Annotated in this window: 12 protein-coding genes; 7 read left to right on the top strand and 5 right to left on the bottom strand. The window is 61.7% G+C overall.

What is annotated here, in order from left to right; translation table 11 throughout:
• Positions 1-71: 71 nt before the first annotated feature.
• Positions 72-2,840 carry a magnesium-translocating P-type ATPase gene (gene mgtA, locus DWZ22_RS01210; RefSeq protein WP_118405232.1) on the bottom strand — a complete coding sequence of 923 codons (2,769 nt, stop codon included), beginning with the start codon at positions 2,838-2,840 and terminating at the stop codon, positions 72-74.
• A gap of 438 nt (positions 2,841-3,278) precedes the next feature.
• Between mgtA and pyrE the strand changes: the two genes are divergently transcribed.
• Positions 3,279-3,959: an orotate phosphoribosyltransferase gene (gene pyrE, locus DWZ22_RS01205; protein WP_117742933.1), complete on the top strand. Its 681-nt coding sequence runs from the start codon at positions 3,279-3,281 to the stop codon at positions 3,957-3,959.
• A gap of 362 nt (positions 3,960-4,321) precedes the next feature.
• Here the strand turns inward: pyrE and DWZ22_RS01200 are convergent, their stop codons facing one another.
• Together DWZ22_RS01200 and DWZ22_RS01195 are read right to left on the bottom strand one after the other, a co-directional pair.
• Positions 4,322-5,839, bottom strand: coding sequence for a nucleoside hydrolase-like domain-containing protein (locus DWZ22_RS01200; RefSeq protein ID WP_118405231.1), 1,518 nt, complete (start codon positions 5,837-5,839; stop codon positions 4,322-4,324).
• A 264-nt stretch (positions 5,840-6,103) separates the two neighbouring features.
• Positions 6,104-7,441 (bottom strand): prolyl oligopeptidase family serine peptidase, encoded by a 1,338-nt coding sequence (locus DWZ22_RS01195; RefSeq protein ID WP_117793919.1) that lies wholly within the window; start codon positions 7,439-7,441, stop codon positions 6,104-6,106.
• A 483-nt stretch (positions 7,442-7,924) separates the two neighbouring features.
• On the opposite strand from DWZ22_RS01195, the gene DWZ22_RS01190 reads away from it, so the two are divergent.
• Together DWZ22_RS01190 and DWZ22_RS01185 are read left to right on the top strand one after the other, a co-directional pair.
• Entirely contained in the window at positions 7,925-9,349 is a 1,425-nt protein-coding gene (locus DWZ22_RS01190; protein ID WP_118405230.1) for a PTS transporter subunit EIIC, read from the top strand.
• 225 nt (positions 9,350-9,574) lie between these two features.
• Positions 9,575-10,888 (top strand): DUF4038 domain-containing protein, encoded by a 1,314-nt coding sequence (locus DWZ22_RS01185; RefSeq protein WP_118405229.1) that lies wholly within the window; start codon positions 9,575-9,577, stop codon positions 10,886-10,888.
• A 150-nt stretch (positions 10,889-11,038) separates the two neighbouring features.
• On the opposite strand, the gene DWZ22_RS01180 is transcribed toward DWZ22_RS01185, so the two are convergent.
• Positions 11,039-11,893, bottom strand: a complete 855-nt coding sequence (locus tag DWZ22_RS01180; RefSeq protein ID WP_118405228.1) for a MurR/RpiR family transcriptional regulator — start codon at positions 11,891-11,893, stop codon at positions 11,039-11,041.
• 100 nt (positions 11,894-11,993) lie between these two features.
• Positions 11,994-14,609 carry a glycosyl hydrolase gene (locus tag DWZ22_RS01175; protein ID WP_158573279.1) on the bottom strand — a complete coding sequence of 872 codons (2,616 nt, stop codon included), beginning with the start codon at positions 14,607-14,609 and terminating at the stop codon, positions 11,994-11,996.
• A 124-nt stretch (positions 14,610-14,733) separates the two neighbouring features.
• On the opposite strand from DWZ22_RS01175, the gene DWZ22_RS10110 reads away from it, so the two are divergent.
• The 4 genes from DWZ22_RS10110 (at position 14,734) to DWZ22_RS01150 (ending at position 18,900) form a co-directional block, all read left to right on the top strand.
• Positions 14,734-15,735 (top strand): AraC family transcriptional regulator, encoded by a 1,002-nt coding sequence (locus tag DWZ22_RS10110; RefSeq protein ID WP_158573278.1) that lies wholly within the window; start codon positions 14,734-14,736, stop codon positions 15,733-15,735.
• 255 nt (positions 15,736-15,990) lie between these two features.
• Entirely contained in the window at positions 15,991-17,430 is a 1,440-nt protein-coding gene (locus tag DWZ22_RS01160; RefSeq protein ID WP_118345049.1) for a glycoside hydrolase family 1 protein, read from the top strand.
• A 140-nt stretch (positions 17,431-17,570) separates the two neighbouring features.
• Positions 17,571-18,107: a PTS glucose transporter subunit IIA gene (locus DWZ22_RS01155; RefSeq protein ID WP_117735368.1), complete on the top strand. Its 537-nt coding sequence runs from the start codon at positions 17,571-17,573 to the stop codon at positions 18,105-18,107.
• Positions 18,108-18,342: 235 nt separating this feature from the next.
• The gene (locus DWZ22_RS01150) at positions 18,343-18,900 is read left to right on the top strand and encodes a hypothetical protein (RefSeq protein ID WP_117634513.1); all 558 of its coding nucleotides are present in this window, start codon (positions 18,343-18,345) and stop codon (positions 18,898-18,900) included.
• Positions 18,901-19,014: the final 114 nt, after the last annotated feature.

Raw genomic sequence — 19,014 nt, 5'->3', positions numbered from 1 at the left:
TTTTGGGCCGCTGCGGCCAGCAGGGGTGGGTCGCGACGGCCCAGACATTCTTGACGATGGTGCCGGCAACGCTACAGCAGCTCGCCGTGGCGGGCGATGTAGCGGCGCTTGGCCAGCTGGGTGAGCGCGATGTAGGAGCCGACGATGCCGATGAGCAGCGCGAAGAAGCTCGTTGGCAGCGGCATGAGCCCCAGTGCATCGGCGATGGGGCTTGCCGGCAGCCAAGTGACGAGCGCCAGGCCCAGCACGGTGAGAACGCACAGCGCGGGCGCGGCGTGGTCGCGCGGGCTCGGCAGGCGCGGGGAGCGCAGCATGTGGATCACGAGCGTCTGCGACCACATGGACTCGACAAACCAGCCACTCTGGAAGAGCGCCGCAAAGGTCGCCATACCCGCGACGTCGCCCGCGGCGGCAAGCTCGGACCAGCTTGCGCCCACGGCGGCGGGGCACACCACAAAGAAGAGCGCGGCGAAGGTCACGATGTCAAACAGCGAGCTCACGGGGCCCAGCTCGAGCATGAAGCCCTTGATGGACGCAGCGTCCCAAGCGCGCGGGCGGGCAGTCCAGGCGTTGTCGACGGTGTCCCACGGCAGTGCGATGCACACGATCTCGTAGACCAGCGACAGCAGCACCAGCTGCAGAGCGCTCATGGGCAAAAACGGCAAGAACAGGCTCGCAGCGGTTACGGACAGCACGTTGCCAAAGTTGGAGCTCACCGTGGTCTTGAGGTACTTGAGCAGGTTGCCGTAGGTGCGGCGGCCTTCGATGATGCCGCGCTCGAGCACGCCCAGGTCCTTTTGGAGCAAGATGATATCGGCGGATTCCTTGGCGATATCGACGGCGGAGTCGACCGAGATGCCGCAGTCGCTCGCACGCATCGCGGCGGCGTCGTTGATGCCGTCGCCCATAAAGCCCACGGTGTGGCCGAGCAACTCGCGCATGACGCGCACCAGGCGCGCCTTCTGCAGCGGCGAGAGCTTGGCGAAGAGATGGGTGCTCTCGGCGCGCTCGGCAAGCTCGGCGTCGTCGAGCGCATCGATCTCGGAGCCCAGCAAGACGTTGCTCGCGTCGATGCCGATCTGCTCGCAGACGGTGGCGGCGACACGGTCATTGTCGCCGGTCAGGACCTTAACGGCGACGCCCTTGGCCTCGAGGGTGGCGACGGCGCCCGCGGCACTTGCTTTGGGCGGATCGAGGAAGGCCAAAAAGCCCATCAGCACCATGTCGCACTCGTCGGCGATGCCAAACTCGCCCACGCAGCGCGGATCGGTCTTCTGCGCCACAGCAATTACGCGCAGGCCCTCGGCGTTAAGCCCAGCGACCTGCTTGCGAATCTGGGCGAGCTTCTCGTCGGTGAGCGGCTGAGCGATGCCATCGACCTCGACAAAGGAGCAGATCTCGAGCATCTCCTCGGCAGCTCCCTTGGTAACCATCTGGGTTTTGCCTTGGGCGTCGGCTACAACTACGCTCAGGCGACGGCGCGAGAAATCGAAGGGCACCTCGTCGACCTTGGCATAGCGGTCACGCAGGCTCTGGCCCAGCATGGAATCGGGCGCGACGGTCGAGGGCGTCACGTCGGCGCGGTCGATGACGGCCAGGTCGATAAGGTTCTTGAGGCCAGTCTGGAAGAAGCTGTTCAAAAACGCATGGCGCAGCACGCGTGCGTCCTCGTTGCCGTTGGTGTTGAGGTAGCGCTCGAGCACGATGCGGTCTTCGGTGAGGGTGCCGGTCTTGTCGCAGCACAGGACGTCCATCGCGCCGAGGTTTTGGATCGCCGGCAGTTCCTTGACGATAACCTGACGACGGGCGAGGTCCTTGGCGCCCTGCGACAGGCTCGTGGTCACGATGACGGGAAGCATCTGCGGCGTGATGCCCACGGCCACGCTCGTGGCGAACAGCAGCGCGTCGATGACGTTGCCCTTGGTGGCGGCGTTGATGGCAAAGACGGCCGGCGCCATAACGAGCATGAGGCGTACGAGCAGCATGGAGACGCTCGAGACGCCGCGGTCAAACGCGCTCTTCTCGACGCGCCCGTTGAGCATCTTGGCGATGCCGCCCAGGTAAGTGTCCGAGCCGGTGGCAACGACAAGCGCCATGGCGGTGCCGTTTTGCACGGAGGTGCCGGTAAAGACGATGTTCTTGCAGGCAGAGAGTGGCAGCGCAGAGCCGTCGGCGCCCTCGACGACGGTGATGGCAGCGGTCTTCTCGACGGCCTCGCTCTCGCCGGTGAGCGCGGACTCGATCACAAATAGGTCGCGCGCGGTGATGACGCGGGCATCGGCCGGCACCATATCTCCGGCAGAGAGGCGGATCACATCACCGGGGACGAGCTCGTCGAAGGGGATCTCGACGCGCTCACCGTCGCGCAGGGCACAGCAGGTGTTGGAGACCAGGTCCTTGAGGGCCTCGGCCGCATTGCCGCTGCGGGCTTCTTGGATAAACTTCATACCGCCCGATACCAGCAACATGATGCCGATGACGATGACCGTGGAGGGGTCACGCTGCAGCTCGGGCACGGCGAGCACGTCGATGTAGAGCGAGACCAGTGCGAGGGCGGCGAGGATGCCAGCGAAGGGATCGACGAACGCGTCGGCGATGCGGCGGGCGAGCGTCTTGGTCGGCGCTTCGATGGTGTTGGGGCCGACGGCGCTCAGGCGCTCGGCGGCGTGCTCGGCGGTGAGGCCGTTTGCCGTGGCGTCAAGCAGTACGAGAGTGTCCTCAGCACAATGGGTGGCGGCGAATATGGTGTTCTTGGACAGGCCGGCGTGGGCGGCAGGGCGCGCCGTGCGGCGGCGCTTGGAGATAGCTTCGAGTACCGTAGCGGTTTTGAGCATCAGCATAGGGTCCTCCTTGTTGAAGGGAGTTAGCGTACGTGTCGAATTTGCTTTAAAAAACCTAGATGTCGCTCACGTCATACTCGCGAACCACCACAAAGGGGACAGGCACCTTTGTGGCGGTTTTGACGATCGGTTCGTGGCGCTTATGCGAATACGGAATCCTCGCGGCGTGCCGAGGGCGACATGCAGGTTTTTCGACTATGACTGCCTTCCATGGCACACCTCCTTATGGACGGGCGCAGCGCGCTTTGGGTATCTCGTACCCGTTTTAATCCGCCCGTATTCTTGATGAGGGGGTTTGACATGTCAACCCCCATTGTTCGGAAAACCGTTGCCCCTGACAAAGCCTTTACAGAATGCCGTGGCCTCAAAGCGCGCCCGCATCGACGCTTCGCCTGCGCTAAACTGGAAGGCACGTACGCGATTACGAGAGGAGCCCGCATGGAGGCTTACAAGCAAGAGTTCATCAAGTTCATGGTCGAGTCCGACGTTCTTAAGTTTGGCAGCTTTACGCTCAAGAGTGGCCGTCAGTCCCCGTTCTTTATGAACGCCGGCGCTTACGTGACGGGCTATCAGCTCAAGAAGCTGGGCGAGTATTACGCCCAGGCCATCCACGATAATTTTGGCGACGACTTTGATGTGCTGTTTGGACCGGCCTACAAGGGTATTCCGCTGGCCGTCGTGACCGCCATTGCCTACCACGAGCTGTACGGCAAGGAGGTCAAGTACTGCTGCGACCGCAAGGAGGCCAAGGACCACGGCGCCGATAAGGGCAACCTGCTGGGCTATGAGCCCCAGGACGGCGACCGCGTGGTCATGGTCGAGGACGTCACCACCAGCGGTAAGTCCATCGACGAGACCTATCCCAAGGTCAAGGCTGCTGCCGATGTCGAGATCAAGGGCCTGATCGTGTCCCTCAACCGCATGGAGGTCGGCAAGGGTGGCGTGACCACCGCGCAGAAGGAGATCGAGGCCAAGTACGGTTTCCCCGTCGCGAGCATCGTCTCCATGGCCGAGGTCGTCGAGACTCTCTACAACCACGAGATCGACGGCAAGGTCGTCATCGACGATGAGCTCAAGGACGCCATCGACGCCTACTACGAGCAGTACGGAGTTCGTTAGTTACGCGGTTCTACGAACCGCGTAACGGCTCGACGCTGCAAACCCGCCAGAGCGGCAATCTGCCTTTCAACTTCGGCGGCATGACCAGAAGGTCAATGCCGCCTCGTTTCAAGGCACCTTGCTCGCTCTGGCGGGTTTTCGCTGTCGTTGCCAAAACATCGGCGTTGCCGCTGCTGTGGGGGTACTCATTGGGGACGTACTTAAATGAGTGTCCGCAAAATGAGAGTGGATAATCGCCCGTTTTTGGTCTGTTTGCGGGCTCAAAGTGGGAGATTATCCACTCTCGTCATTTTGGCACTTGGGGACGTTCCTTTTGTGCCGGCACCTGGGGACACTCCTTGTCGAATGTGGGCCGCCGGTTGCTACGCGACGGTGATGGCGACCTGGGCGTAGCGGGTGCAGGGGCGCTCGGCGTGCGTCTGCATGGTGAGGGTGAGCACGAAGCGGTCGCCGGGTCGTGCGTCGGCGGGTACGACGAAAACGGCGTCCACCGTGCATTCCTGCCACAGCGACAGATTTTGGGAACCTGCATAGCTCGACGGGTCCACGGCGACATCCCAATGTGCGTCGAAGCCCCGGCCGTCGGGGTCGACGATGGTCGCCGCCAGGGCGACGCGCTCGCCGGTTGCGGCGCTGCGGTCGGCCGTGACCTCGACAACGTGTGCCGGATGCGAGCAGGCCGCCGGATCGTGGGCGCACCATTGCGCGCGGGCGGCAAAGTCCTCCTGATAGGCACGCAGATAGGGATTGGGATTGTCGTCTGCGGGTGTGCTGATGTCGGCAAGGCCGGCGGGCGCGTTCGCGTCTGCATCGGGATGTCCATCAAGAAACATGCGGCCGAGCAGCGTGTCGAAGTCGCGGTCGTCGATGCCGCGCAGGCCAAACGGCAGCAGCGGAATATAGGTCATACTGTCGCCTTCGGCCATAAAGTCGCCGCGCTCAAACTGCATCGCGGGCATGCCTTCCAGGCCCCAATCCAGACGGGCATGCTTGCCAAACTGAAAGCGCTCGGGCTCGTTTTCGTAAACCTTGCCATCGCCATAGAGCATATAGCGCGCCATGAGGGGGCCGTTGCCCTGCGTGAGATTTTGCTCAGGCCAAGGAGCCTTAAACAGCGGCAGTGTATCGGGCTGAGCGATCTTGGCGTCGACATAGCCGCCATACATATAGGGAACACGCCAAAAGATGAGGTCGGGAAAGAGCTCGCGTCCATGGCCGAGCCATGAGTTGTCCTGCCCCACGCCATCGGCCACGCCCAGCACGCGCACCTTCTGATAGACCCGCTGCTGCACGGCGGGCCACTCGGGCGTGCTCTGCCACTGCTCGACGATGGACATGAGCGCACGAACGATGGTGTTCATACCACCCCAGGAAAGGAGCCACAGCGTGCGCGGGTCGTCGTCCATAATGGCGCGGGCGATGACGCGCGAACCAGGCGTCTCCTCGCGAACGTCGCCCTCAAAGGCAACGTTGCCCACATAGGTACGCTCGATCATTTCCGCTGGCGTGGGGAAGGACGGCTCGTCGGCGGCCTGCGCGTTGGCGTTCAGCGTGGGCCAAGCGTCCGAATACTCATTGCTCCAAAGGCTTTCGATCCAGCCCTCGGGGAAGGGACGGTACTCCATGAGCGAGCCGGCCTCGGGATCGGGCTCATGCGGAACGACATCCCAGGTATAAGAGCGCACACCTTTGGTGCGCCAATGCGCATTCACCTCGCCCAGCGTATGGACGCCGTCGCCAAGAAAGTGATACTGCGAAGCCGTGTACACCACAGCCTGCACATCGAGCACATTGAGATACAGAGCCAAATGAACCAAAGAGTTCATATCATCGACTTCCATATCGGTAGTAACAATCACCCGAGTCAAATCATGAGACATAAGAACAGCTCCAACCAAGAATCTTTCAGCCAGTTACGCGCAAGGCAAGACGGGACCCACGCCCCCATCGCCACCGACCCGGCGGCCCACCGGAAGCGCCCGGCCAGCGTTTCGAACAACGTAAACTTAGGGGGTCCTGACCTTTAGTTTTGTAAACATTCCGCAGCGCGGGCCCGTTTATCCGATGCTCCGGAGGAGCAGGATGAACGGGCCCATGCGCGAGGACGTTTACAAAACTAAAGGTCAGGACCCCCGATGGGATGGCTATCTCGAAACCCTGGCCGACCACTCCCAGCAGCCCACCGGCTCGCCGTCGATGAGTACGTTGCCCCCGTCGAAGTCTTGATAACACAGGTCGTTGAACTGGTGGATCCACACGCCGTGATTGAACGTCTTCTTGGGCGAGCCGTCGGCCTCGCGGTACACGCCGGTCAGGTCCTCGACATGGCTAAAGTAGGTGAGGTGCACGTTGGCGTCGGCATCACGCAGGCGCGCCGTGAGCGGCAGCACAGTCTGCTGCGGGAACACGAGCTCGTCGCCCTTGGAGTGCGTAAACCACAGCGGCGTCTTGGAGAGTGCGGCCACGTCCTCGTCCGTGGCGTTGTACCACGGCGCGCAGCAGGGAAGGCCCGCGGCGAAGAAATCGGGGTAGTCGGCGCACAGGCGCAGGGTCATAAAGCCGCCGTTGGAAAGGCCGGCGACCACGATGCGATCGGTGTCGATGCGGTCGGCATGCTCGGCGACAAACTCGTCGATGAGCGCCTTGAGCACGGGGGAGTAGATGCTCTGGTTGGAGCGACCGAGCTGCTCGACGCCGTTGTCCATCCAAAACGTGGGCGACTGCGGCACAAGAACCCAGGCAAAGCCGCCAAAGTAGCGCTGGATCTGCTTTTGCGAGAGCGCTGTCACGCGGTTGCCGGTGTAGGCACGCGTTGCGCCCTCGCCCTGTGTGGCGCCCTTGCCCTCGCCGGCGCCGTGCAGGTACACGATCAGCGGCGCCTTCTCGACGGCGGGCGTGTCCTTGGGCGCAAACGGGTTGAAAAGCGCGGAGTCAGCGGGCTCAAAGCTCGGCTCAAAATAGCCGTACTCGAGCGCGAAGCCGTCGACGGGCGTCTGCTGCACGGCGTTATGCCAGCCCTTGAGCGCGGGGCAGATGTCGCCGCGGCTGCGATCGAAGACGAGGCCCGCGGTGGGGTCATCGCCGTCTTCGCCCGGGAGGGCCACAAGCTGCGTCACGCGCAGGTGGTTCTCTATATAGCGCGAACCCAGCACGCCACCCTCGATCTCTTTGGTGAGACGCACCTCGGGCGTCTCGAGCGCTACGTGTGTGCCCTTGGGTAGGGGCTGACCGTTCTCATCGCAGGGGTAGGCGGCGAGGACCGGCACGTAGCCCACGGAGGGCGCTGCGTGATCGGTGCCGTGCTCCTTGCGCATCAGGACCTCGCCCGTGCGCTCATGGCGGGCACAGTAGATATTGAACGTGTGCTCGTTCACGTCGTTGGCGCGCACGGTACAGGGCAGGTCGAGTACGACCTTGCTGATCCAGGGGCCAAAATCGCCCAGCGTGGTGACGGTTGCATAGGTACACGATTTGAGTTCCATGAGCTACTCCTTTGTGCCGCAAGTACTAAACAAAAGCGGCAATACAGACTAAACATGTTTAGTTTAATGCAGAATTGTAGAATGAGCAGATGAACTCGGTAAACGGTAAAACTGAACACGCAATGAACTACTAAACAGACGTTTACTATTAACTAGCAGGACTTTTGTTGAGGATCTAGCTCGTTACAAAGGTGTTTATCAAAATAAAAGCCCACATAAATAGCCATATATCAATATCTGGTCAAATAGACGATCTTCTACCGTCTAAATACGCTTATCCCCGATTTCCTACCGTTCACCGGACTCCAGACGGCAAAATCGCCACAAATCAGGCACTCCGTGTAAACTAAAGCCCGTAAACGTTCAGTAAACAAATTGTTTACCGCAACGTTAAAGCCCGGGCCGCCGTAAGGGGTTATAGCGGTAAGGGTCCATGCAGGTCGCGGCGTTAGGTACGCCGCATAATTATTGAGGAGGGGTCCCATGGCAGACAACAAGCAGATTGCCACCGATGTCCTCGAGCTCGTGGGCGGTGCGGAGAATGTTACCGTCGCCACCAACTGCATGACGCGCTTGCGTCTGACGCTCAAGGACAACAGCAAGGCCGACGTGGAGAAGATCAAGAAGGTCAAGGGTGTTCTGGGTTGCCAGTTCGCCGGCAGCCAGCTCCAGGTCATCATTGGCCAGAACGTGCCCAAGGTGCTCACCGAGTTCGTCGCCATCTCCGGCGTCAAGCAGGGTGCCGCCGTTGACGAGAATCTCGATGCTCCCAAGGAGAAGTTCGAGCTCAAGAACCTGCCCAACATCATCCTCGACTATCTGTCGGGCTCCATGACCCAGCTGATCCCGCTGCTCATGGCCGGCGGTCTGTTCCGCACCATCGCGGCTGTCCTTGGCCCCACCATGCTGGGCGTTATTTCGGACACCGACCCGACTTATACGTTCCTCTACACCACACTGTATGAGGCCACGTTTACGTTTATCCCGATCTACCTGGGTTATGCTGCGGCTAAGAAGCTCGGCGCCAGCCCCGTTCTCGGCATGCTTCTCGGCGGTGCCCTTATGGCCCCGTCCGTGGTGAGCGTCGCCACCCAGGAGGGCGGCGGAATCATCTCGGTCTACGGCATCCAGATCGCCGCTGCCAACTATCAGCAGTCCGTCCTGCCGATCATCCTTTCGGTGCCGGTCCTCTACTTCATCGAGAAGCTCTTTAAGAAGGTCATGCCCGACGTGCTCTCCACGGTCTTCACGCCGTTCTGCACCATGATCGTCACGATTCCCATCGCTTTTATCGTCCTCGCTCCGATCGGCAACGAGCTCGGCAGCCTCATCGCCAACATTCTTTTCGGGCTTGCTGACCTTGGCGGCATCGGTATCCTGATCGTGATGGCCATCCTCGGCGCCTTCTGGCAGCTCTTCGTGGTCTGCGGTATGCACATGCCCGTTATCCTGCTCGCTCAGGTGCAGATCATCGCTGCTGGCTACGATCCCTTCGTCTTTGTTTCCACTAACTGCGCTATGGCCGCTGTCTGGGGCTGCGCCTTCGGTGCCTTCCTCAAGATGAAGAACGCTGACGAGAAGAGTCTTGCCCTGGGCTACATCATCTCCGCCATCGCCGGCGGCGTCACCGAGCCCGCGCTCTTCGGTATCCTCATGCGCTTCCGCCGCACCATGCTCGGCATGTTCATCGGCGGTGCCATCGGCGCTGTGTTCTCGGGCCTCATGGGCGTCACCTATTACCTCGCAGGCGGTGCCTCCAACTTCCTGGTCTTCACCAACTACCTGCAGGGTGGCCAGATGAACACCGTCTGGGCTATCGTCGGTATGGCAATCTCCTTTGCTATTGCCGCTGCCGTCGTCTTTGTCACCGGCTTCTCCAAGGAGGAGCTCGCCGAGATGGAGGCCTAGTCGCCCCGGCCTTGGTCTAAATAAGACCCCCTACACGACAGGCCCCGCTTGGCATAAGCCCGGCGGGGCCTTCCTGTAGACTTTTTAGGAGAGACGTAAGGGCCCTGTGCTACGCGTGCGTTCAATTTGAGCTGAGCAACTGCAGCCGCAGACCCTACTGTGATAATGCGGCAGGCGACTTCTTTACCTCCCTCCTAGCAAGTCTCCCCAAGAGAAAGGTGCCATATGAGCTTGGGAAAACTGACCGTCAATACCCGTGAGGACGGGTTCCTCTGCGACGGCAAACCATTCTTTTGGTTTGCCGATACGTGCTGGAGTGCCTTTACGAGCATCACCGAGAACGATTGGGACTACTACCTCACCCGCCGTGCCGAGCAGGGTATGAACGTACTGCAGATCAATACCCTTCCGCAGTGGGACCGCTGCCTGCCCGACCTGGGCATTTGGCCCTATGCGAGCGAGGACGGCGTGCACTTTGATTGGAGTGCACCCAACCAGGAGTACTGGGACCGCGCCCGCCGCATGTGCCAGGCAGCCGTGGAGCACGGCATTCGCCCGGCGCTCGTGCTCATGTGGTGCAACTACGTGCCCGGTACCTGGGGCTCCGTGATCGCCGAGCGCCTGGGTGCCGAGGTCATGCCGCGCGAGGAGGTTCGCGCCCACGTTGCCCGCGTCGTCGAGAACCTGGGCGAGTTCGACCCCGTCTACGTGGTGACAGGCGACACCGACTTTAAGACCGACGAGGCTATCGCCTATTACGGGGATGCACTCGACGAGGTCACCAAGCTGGCTCCCGAGTCCTTGCACACCATGCATATCAACCGTGGCAACCGCGCCCTGCCCGAGCAGTTTGCCGATCGCTTGGACTTCTACATGTTCCAGCCCGGCCACAACTATAGCGGTCAGGAGGAAGCTTGGAAGCTGCCCGAGGATTTTCGCGCGCGGTATCCCAAAAAGCCGATGGTCAATTCCGAGCCCTGCTACGAGCAAATGGGCGCGAGCCGCAACGTGTACTGGCGTTTTACCGCGCAGGATTGTCGCGCGAGTGTTTGGTCGAGCATTCTGGCCGGTGCCAGTGCCGGCATTACCTACGGTGCGCACGGCGTGTGGAACTGGCAGACCTCTCAGAGCCGTGGCAGCGTCCTTGGCGAGGGCTTTGACATGCCGTTCCGCTGGCAAGAGTGCCTGCAGTTTGCGGGCGTGTGGGACTTTGGCCTGATCGAGCACGTGCTGCGCGGCCTGGGCGCCACGAGCGCGGATGGGTCGGCAGCCGTTGAACCCGCGCAGGAGCTGCTCGACGATGCGCGCGAGGCCATCCGTGTGGCGCGCGTGGGCGAACGCGTGGTGGTCTATCTGCCGAGGACCACGGCCGTCAAGCTCAAACTCGAGGGCGGCGCCACCTCCTGGAATGCTGTGGCGTTTGACCTGGAGAACAAGCGCGTGGCCAACCTGCCCGTCAAGGATGCCGATGGCGAGGTTCGCGTGGCCCAGCACCCCTTTGAGCACGACGCGCTCCTGGTGGTCTCGCCCGCTCAGTAGCGCGCGGTTCCAACGCGACCAGCGGCAAAAGGGCCCGAGTAACGACTACAGAATGAGGGTGGATAATCTCCCGTTTTTGGCCTGTGCGCAGGCTCAAAGTGGGAGATTATCCACCCTCGTCATTTAAGTGTCCAAAAATCCTCTCTCGTTTTATTTGAGCCCGGGCAGCTTGGTAAAGGGGAAGGACTGCTCGAGGAACTCGGAGCAGCGAGCGTAATCTTTGGCAAAGTAGCTGCTGTAGAGCGAATCGAGCACGTATTGCACGGCGATGTGGCTGGCAAACTGCGTGATGCGGTGGCTCAGGCTCTCGATATCGCTCACGGTGAGATAGGCGGCAAAGCCGGGGTGAATGCGGGCACAGTATGGCGTGCCGATGACGATGACCGAGACATGTCGACTGCAGAGGATCGGCAAGATCTCCTTGAGGTTGGGGGCAAGGCCGCTGTAGGAGATGACGATTGCCGTATGGTCGGGGCCCGAGGCGAGCGCCGTGCGCACTTGGGCCTCGATATTGTCGTAGCACGTCGAGCTCTTACCGGCGGAAAGCAGGCGATCGCGGAACATTCCCGCCGGATACAGGTTATGCGAGCCCGTGTAGATGTCCACGGTGTCGGCGCGTAAGACGAGCTTGGCGGCGTAGTCGAGCTGTGCCGGGTCGAGGATCTCGCGCGTCTCGGAAAGCGTGGTCTCGTACAGTCGCGCCATGCGCTCGGAGATCTCCTGGGCGCTGGAGGTCGCATCAAAGGGAAAGTTGATATCCACCTCGGGGGCGGAGTCCGCGCGCGAGGCTGCGCGCATCAGCTCGACCTTGAGTTCTTTGAAGCCCTCGAGGCCGAGCTTTTTGCAAAAGCGGTGGATGCTCGCAACGGAGACATTGGCCTGGCGCGCAAATTCCTTAATGGAGAGCCCGCGGACGTCCTCGCCCATGGCGAGAACCATTTGCCCGAGCTGCTGCTCGGTGGGGGTGAGCTCCTTGCCCTGGGTGATTTTGCGCTTGATGTCCATATGACTCCTATGCGTTCGTATCGCGATGTATCAATCATAGCGGTAAACAAAACGCCCGGCTTGGCTGGGGAGAGCAAGCCGGGCGTCCCGTAGGGGGCCGTTACCCGAGCAAGCGGACGGGGCCGAGCAGGCCACTGGGCTCGGAGGGTTCGGTGAGGGCGAAGATGTCGGGGATGGCGTGGTCGAGGGTGTTGATCACATCGATCGTGAGCGTGTGCTCGCCGGCGGCAAGGGTGCCGAGCTCAAAGCGGTAGGGCGGACAGATACGGCAGCCCAGATCCGCGCCGTCAAGCGTGACAGTGCCGGTCTCAAAGACCTCGCCCAGGTCGAGCGCGGCGCCGGCGAGGTTCTCAGCAACGGCAAAGCTTGCCTGATAGCGGAAGATGCCCGCTTTGCCGGGGAATTCGGCGCAGGAAAGATCGTGCAGGTCGTCAAGCTCGACGGACTCGCCAAAGGCCAGGTGCGCGACATCGGCGTCGGGCGCGGCAAAGGAGACGTTCCAGGGGCCGTCAACGCGCGTGACCTTACGCTCGGCATCGGAGCCTCCGCGCTCGTCGGCAGCGGGCCCCTCGGTCCCGAGCACCACAATGCAGCTCTCGTAGGGCGCGAGCTCAAGCGTGCCGTCAAAGGCGACGGGTGCGCTGCCGTTGAGCAAATCGAGGCGCACGCCGTGCACGGGCGCGCCGTCAGCGAGCTCAACATGCGTGTGAATGCCCTGCTTGGGATGCTCGTTTACCAGCATGAGGTAGCTCTCGTCGGCGCGGTCGTAGCGAAGCGCGCGCAGCCACGGCTGCGGATCGGTGCACGCCACGGTCTGCATGCCGGCTGCGGCGAGCACGCTCGCAAGCTCGGAAGTGGCAACAACGCGCACGCCTGCAAGCTCGTTGGCCTCCACAGGGGCAAAGCCCGCGCGGCTGGCAGCTTCGCCGTCATAGCGCTTGCTCGGCAGCTTATCCAGGGCATATACGCCAACGCCTGCGGCCGCAGCGCGCGCGGCAAAGTTGAGTACGGCCCCGCCGGCATATTCGGCGTTGGGCATCACCAGACAGCGGTACGCCTGGCCGTTCACGCTAAAGCCGCTGCCGTCTGCGGCGAACTCCACGACGTAGCGCCCGGCGTCATCAAACGCCTCGGCCGGCACGATATCGAAATCGACCTGCGCACGCACAAGCTCGGCGGCGGCATGCTGCATAAACGAGGCCTCGCCCGCCCACTCGGCGTCGGCGTGGTACAGAAGCGCCACCGGTGTGACGGCTCGTCCACCCGAAAGCAGGCTCGAGGTGCGGTTCATGTAGCTCATGAGCTTGCCAAGGTGCGCAAACTGGGGGTTCTGACCGTGCGCGTAGAAGTGCGGCGGGCAGTCGAAGTCGGGGAAGGCTGCCATGCTAAAGGCGTGCGGCACAAACCAGTTGACGCCGCGCACCATAAAGTGGTCGGCGATCCATTTCATCTCGCGCAGGCCCTCGTGCCAGCCAAAAGCGCCAAACACCTCGGCCATGCAGCGGCCCTGCTTTTTGGGGTCGAGATGCGCTGCCGAGGAGCCCAGCTTGGGCAGCGCGTAGTTGTAGAACTCCAGGTCCCACACGCCGCGGCCGTAGGAGTGGAGTCCCTGGTCCATGCCGGGGATGAGCTGGTTGATCACGATGTCCACGCCCGCCATGTCCTGGCCGCCCACGGCGCGGAAGTAGTGGCCGGCGCCCACACCCAGGCGCGCGTGGCAATCCTTGTCTTCGATCACGTGGCCGATATACTGCACGCCGTGCGCGCGGCACCAGTCGCCGAGCTGGTCGCAGAAGCACTCCTTGTAGAGCGTGCTCGCAATGTCCATGTACACGTGGCGCACGTGCGCGCCGGCGTCCTTGCGATCCCACAGATGCGGGAGCTCGTCCAGGTAGCGCTCGCCCAGCGCCGCGCGCAGGCGGCGCTCGAGCTCAGCCGACCAGGGCAGGGGCGCGGTGGCCTTACCGATGAGCGTGTCGGAGATACCATCGGCGCCGGTGACGCCCTTCTCGTTGGCAAAGCCGGGTTCATCGGAGAAAAAGCCCAGGATGGTCTCGCCAAACTCATCGCCCAGATGCGCAAAGTGCGGCTCGTACACGGCATTGATGAGCTGCGCCACCGAGGCACGGTCGACCATGTTGATGTAGTCCTCGTTGTAGGAGGTCTTGCCGCTCGTGAACATCACGCACGCCTGCGTGATGCCGGCCGGCGCGTCAAAGACCAGGCGGCAGGGCATGCCGTGCTCGTCCTCAATCACGTGGCGCTCGACCTCGACGGTGCGCCCTGCCTGCATAAACGTAACGCCATAGAAGCGCTCCGTCTTGTCGAACATGTTGGTGAGCACGATGCTCGCCTGCGGCGTGGGGCCCACCACGTCGATGGTGCGGTGGGTGAGAACGACCTTGCGGAGCTCGGGCGCCGCCTTCTTGACGGCGCCGTTGGCGTATCCGGTGGGAAAGTGTGCGTCGTCCAAGATCCAGATCTTGAGGCCCAGCTGCTTACACGTGTCGATCACAAAGCGCAGGTCGCGCCACCAGCCCTCACCGCAAAAATCGGGATGCGGGCGACTCTCGAGGCAGACCTCGTGGATATCGGCGCCGGCAATCTTTTCCAAATACTCGGCAATGGTCTGTTGGCTCTCGCCCTTCATCCACAAAAACGGGAGCACGTGGTTGTCGTAGGTACCGTTGAGCACCTGCTGGTAGTACGCGGTCATGGATCCTCCTTGCAAGCCGATGGTGGGCAGCGTATGTTGCATGACTCCATTCTGGCGTACAGGCGGCGGCGTGCTAATATCCGAATCACGGCAGAATATGACCGAATCAACGATTGGTGGGGCCATGGAGATCTTGGAGCTCGAGCGCCGGCTGAGCGAGCTGAGCGCCAGCGAGAGGCGATATAGGGACGAGGCTCCCTTTGACTGGTCGATCATGACCGAGCGTGTTGAGGTCGACGGACGGTCGGTGCGAAAGATCGGGCAGATTGGGACGGAATATACTCAGGCCGGAATGCCAGCTGGCCTGATGATCAGGAGAAACTCGCGCTTTAACGCGGTACCCGAGCACGTGCATGACTACGTTGAGATCAGCTATGTGTACCGGGGGCGCTGTCCGCAGGCGGTTGCGGGGGAGAAGCTCGTGCTCGAGCGCAACGAGGTGCTGCTGCTCGATGCCGCCTGCCCGCATGCGGTGGCAGCGCTCGGCGAGGATGACATCATGCTAAGTATGACCGTTTCACGTACCTTTTTGCAGCGCAGCCTCGAGGCGAGCCTCTCGCGCGAGAGCGCGGTATCGCGGTTTTTGTTCAACGCGCTCAACAGCGAGACCGACCATCGCGGGCACGTGCGCTTTCGCTGCGGGGAGAGCCGGCGCGTGCGACGCTACATGCAGGAGATGCTCTGCGAACACTACGAGCCGAGCCTCAACAGCGCCGAGATCGTTCTGCGCCTGTTTCAGCTCCTGTTGGCCGAGCTCATGGATTGCTACGAGCGCGAGCTCGTGCACGGCGCGGCGGCGGGGCGCGATGAGTCGGGGCGCGCGGCCTCGCTCGTGGCAGGGATGCTCGGCTATATCGAGCGTTCGTTTGCCGCCTGCTCGCTCGAGGAGATGGCGGCACGCTTTCATGTGAGCCCTAACTACGCGTCGGCGCTGCTCAAGCAGCATGTGGGAAAGACCTATCGGCAGCTGGTCCAGGAGCGCAGACTCGTGCGTGCCGTGGAGCTCTTGCGCGCGGGTGCCACGGCCGAGGCGGCGGCGCGCGCCGTTGGCTACGAGAACATGAGCTTTTTCTATCGCAAGTTCCGCGCCGCCTACGGCTGCACGCCGGCAAAATACCGTGGATGAGTAAGACGGAACGGGCTTTTAGCTATCGATATGCCACACCTAAATACTGTGTCTCATGTTTCGTTTCATCCACCCAGGTTGGAGGGTGGCCGTCAGGTCGATTTTTGCCCCGTCTAGGCCTCGGTATCAAAAAGTGTCAGCCGGCGGACGTGTTGGGGCGAAAAGAAGTGTCCAATGCAGCGCCTCCGCGCCTTGGGCGCCCGGGCGCGCGCGATACTCAGCTCAGCACATAAAACCCGTTGCGAGGAGGCACATATGGGATTTCCCGAGGGATTCTTTTGGGGCGGCGCTACGGCCGCAAACCAGTTTGAGGGCGCATGGAACGTTGACGGCCGCGGTCCCAGCGTAGACGACCACTTCCTGGGCGGCAGCTACAAGGAGCCGCGTCAGATTACGCTCGACATCGACCCCAACCGCTTCTACCCCAATCACGACGGTATCGACTTCTACCATCACTACGAGGAAGACATCGCGCTGTTCGCCGAGATGGGCTTCAACATGTTCCGCATGTCCATTTCCTGGAGCCGCATCTTCCCCAACGGTGACGATGCCGAGCCCAACGAGGCCGGCCTCGCCTTCTACGACCGCGTCTTCGACTGCCTGCGCGCACACAACATCGAGCCGCTTGTTACGCTCAGCCACTACGAGATGCCCTATGCCTTGGTCGAGAAGTACAACGGTTGGGAGAGCCGCGAGCTTATCGGCTTCTTTGAGCGCTATGCCCAGACCGTGCTCGAGCGCTATCACGACAAGGTGACCTACTGGCTCACCTTCAACGAGATCAACTGTGGCACCCTGGACCTGGGCAACCTCTTTGAGACCAGCATGATTCGCGGCTACGAGGGCCCGGCCTCCGGCGCCCACACCACCCCGCAGCAGCGCTTCCAGGCCCTCCACCACCAGTTTGTGGCGAGCGGTCGCGCCATCCGCTATGCGCACGAGCACTTCCCCAAACTCAAGATGGGCAACATGGACTGCTTTATCCTGTCCTATGCCGCCACGTGCGACCCGGCCGACGTCTTTGCCACCCAGCAGGAGATGAACACCATGAACTGGTACTGCTCCGACGTGCAGGTGCGCGGCAAATACCCGTTCTACGCCAAGCGCTTCTGGGCCGAGAACGGCATCGAGCTTAACATCGCCGACGGCGACCTGCAGGACATCGCCGACGGCAAGGTCGACTTCTACACCTTTAGCTACTACATGTCGGGCACCGTGGGCACCCACAAGGACCACGAGATGACCGAGGGCAACATGACCCTTGGCGGCAAGAACCCCTACCTCGAGAGCACCGACTGGGGCTGGCAGATTGACCCGACGGGCCTGCGTATCGCCCTCAACGAGATCTACGCCCGCTACGAGATTCCGCTGATGGTGGTCGAGAACGGCATGGGCGCCTACGACGAGGTGGAGGAGGACGGCTCCATCCACGATCCGTACCGTATCGCCTACCTCCAGAGCCATGTCAAGGCCATGGGCGAGGCCATCGAGGACGGCGTCGACCTGATCGCCTATACCTGGTGGGGTCCCATCGACCTGGTCTCTGCCGGCACAGGCGAGATGCGCAAGCGCTACGGCTTTATCCACGTCGATAAGTACGATGACGGCACCGGCACTTACGAGCGCCGCCGCAAGGACAGCTTCTTCGCCTACCAGAAGATCATCAAGTCCAACGGTACCGAGGGCCTGGCTTAATCGACAAGATGAGTGCCACCGTGGAAAAGCCTCGGGATGGGTTCGCGATTCGAGTCCCCACCTTAGCATTTGAACCATTTGGCACTATAATCACCATAGGCATGCGCATAACGTTGCGCTTAATCAAGAGGAGAAAACCTATGGGTCTGTTTGACATGTTCAAGAAGAAGGCTGAGCCCGCGGCTGCCGCTGCTCCGGCCTCCATCTCTGCTTCTGCCGGCGCCGACGTGCTGTGCTCGCCCGTCAAGGGCAAGGTCATCAAGATGGCCGACGTGCCCGATCCCGTCTTTGGTGGCGAGGTTCTGGGCAAGGGCTGCGCCGTGTGGCCCGAGGACGACCTGGTCTATGCCCCCTGCGACGGCAAGGTGACCGTCACCATGGGTCACGCCGTGGGTCTGCAGTCCGATAATGGCATCGAGGTCCTGGTGCACGTTGGCGTCGATACCGTCAACATGAACGGCGACGGCTTCGAGGGCTTCGTCAAGGCCGACGATGTCGTTAAGGCTGGCCAGCCCATGCTCAAGATCGACCGCGCCAAGATCGCCGCTGCCGGCTACAAGGACTGCGTCGTCGTGGCTGTGTCCAACACCGCCGAGTTCGCCGACGTCGAGCTCGCCGTCGAGGCTGACTCCGCTGTCGCCGCCGGTGATGCCATCGTCAAGGTCGTCCGCAAGTAAGCTGCGGCATCCAAAGGGTGTGCAAGGGTGGTCGGGTTATCCGGCCGCCCTTTTTTATTACAATGCGGCGGAACGTTTTATTGCGCGTTGGGCGGACCGGTAAACCGTTCGGACGTTAAATCGAGCCGACTGCGCTTTTGCTTTGCCGGGGGTGTTCGTTAGCGGCTAGTATGGCCTTATTGTTACGACGTGCACCGTGTTGGGAAGCGCGGTGCCGCTTGTTGGGAGGAATGTCATGAAGAAGAAGCTGCTGCTTGCGCCCCTGATGGCTGTTCTGGTCGCGTGCGTGGTTGTGCTTTCCGGCTGCGGAGGTCCTTCGGTTGAGGAGCTCATTACCGAGGATCTTACGACGCAGTTTGACGAGGTCAAGAACGGTGGCGACGACTTCCTCGCCGGCCTGGAAGAGGCCTCGGGCGACGAGTTCGAGCAGCTGGGCATCGATCCCAAGGAGTATGCCAAGAGCTATCTCGAGGGCTTTGACTACAAGATCGGCGACGTGACGGTCGACGAGGACAAGGGTACCGCAACTGCCGAGGTCACCATTACCTGCAAGTCCATGAACCAGATCGTTGAGGATTTTGCCACCCAGTACCAGGAGAAGGTCGCCGCGCTCGATTCGATGCCTTCCGATGACGAGCTGTACAAGATGGCCGGTCAGGTTATGGTCGATGTGACCAAGGCTGCTAAGACCAAGGACACCAAGGTCACCTTCAAGTACTCCTGCAATGACGACGGCGAGTGGTCTGCCGACGATTCTGCAACCAACGAGATGATGAATGCCATGATGAGCTAGGGGGGTTACGCGGTAGTTTGTTACGGCGTTTTACCAAACGCCGTAACTGCTCGACGCTGCAAGCCCGCCAGAGCGGCAATCTGCCTTTCAACTTCGGCGGCATGACCAGAAGGT

The organism is Collinsella sp. AF31-11, from assembly GCF_003475605.1.
Lineage (GTDB): Bacteria > Actinomycetota > Coriobacteriia > Coriobacteriales > Coriobacteriaceae > Collinsella.
This window is presented reverse-complemented; position numbering and strand designations above follow the sequence as displayed.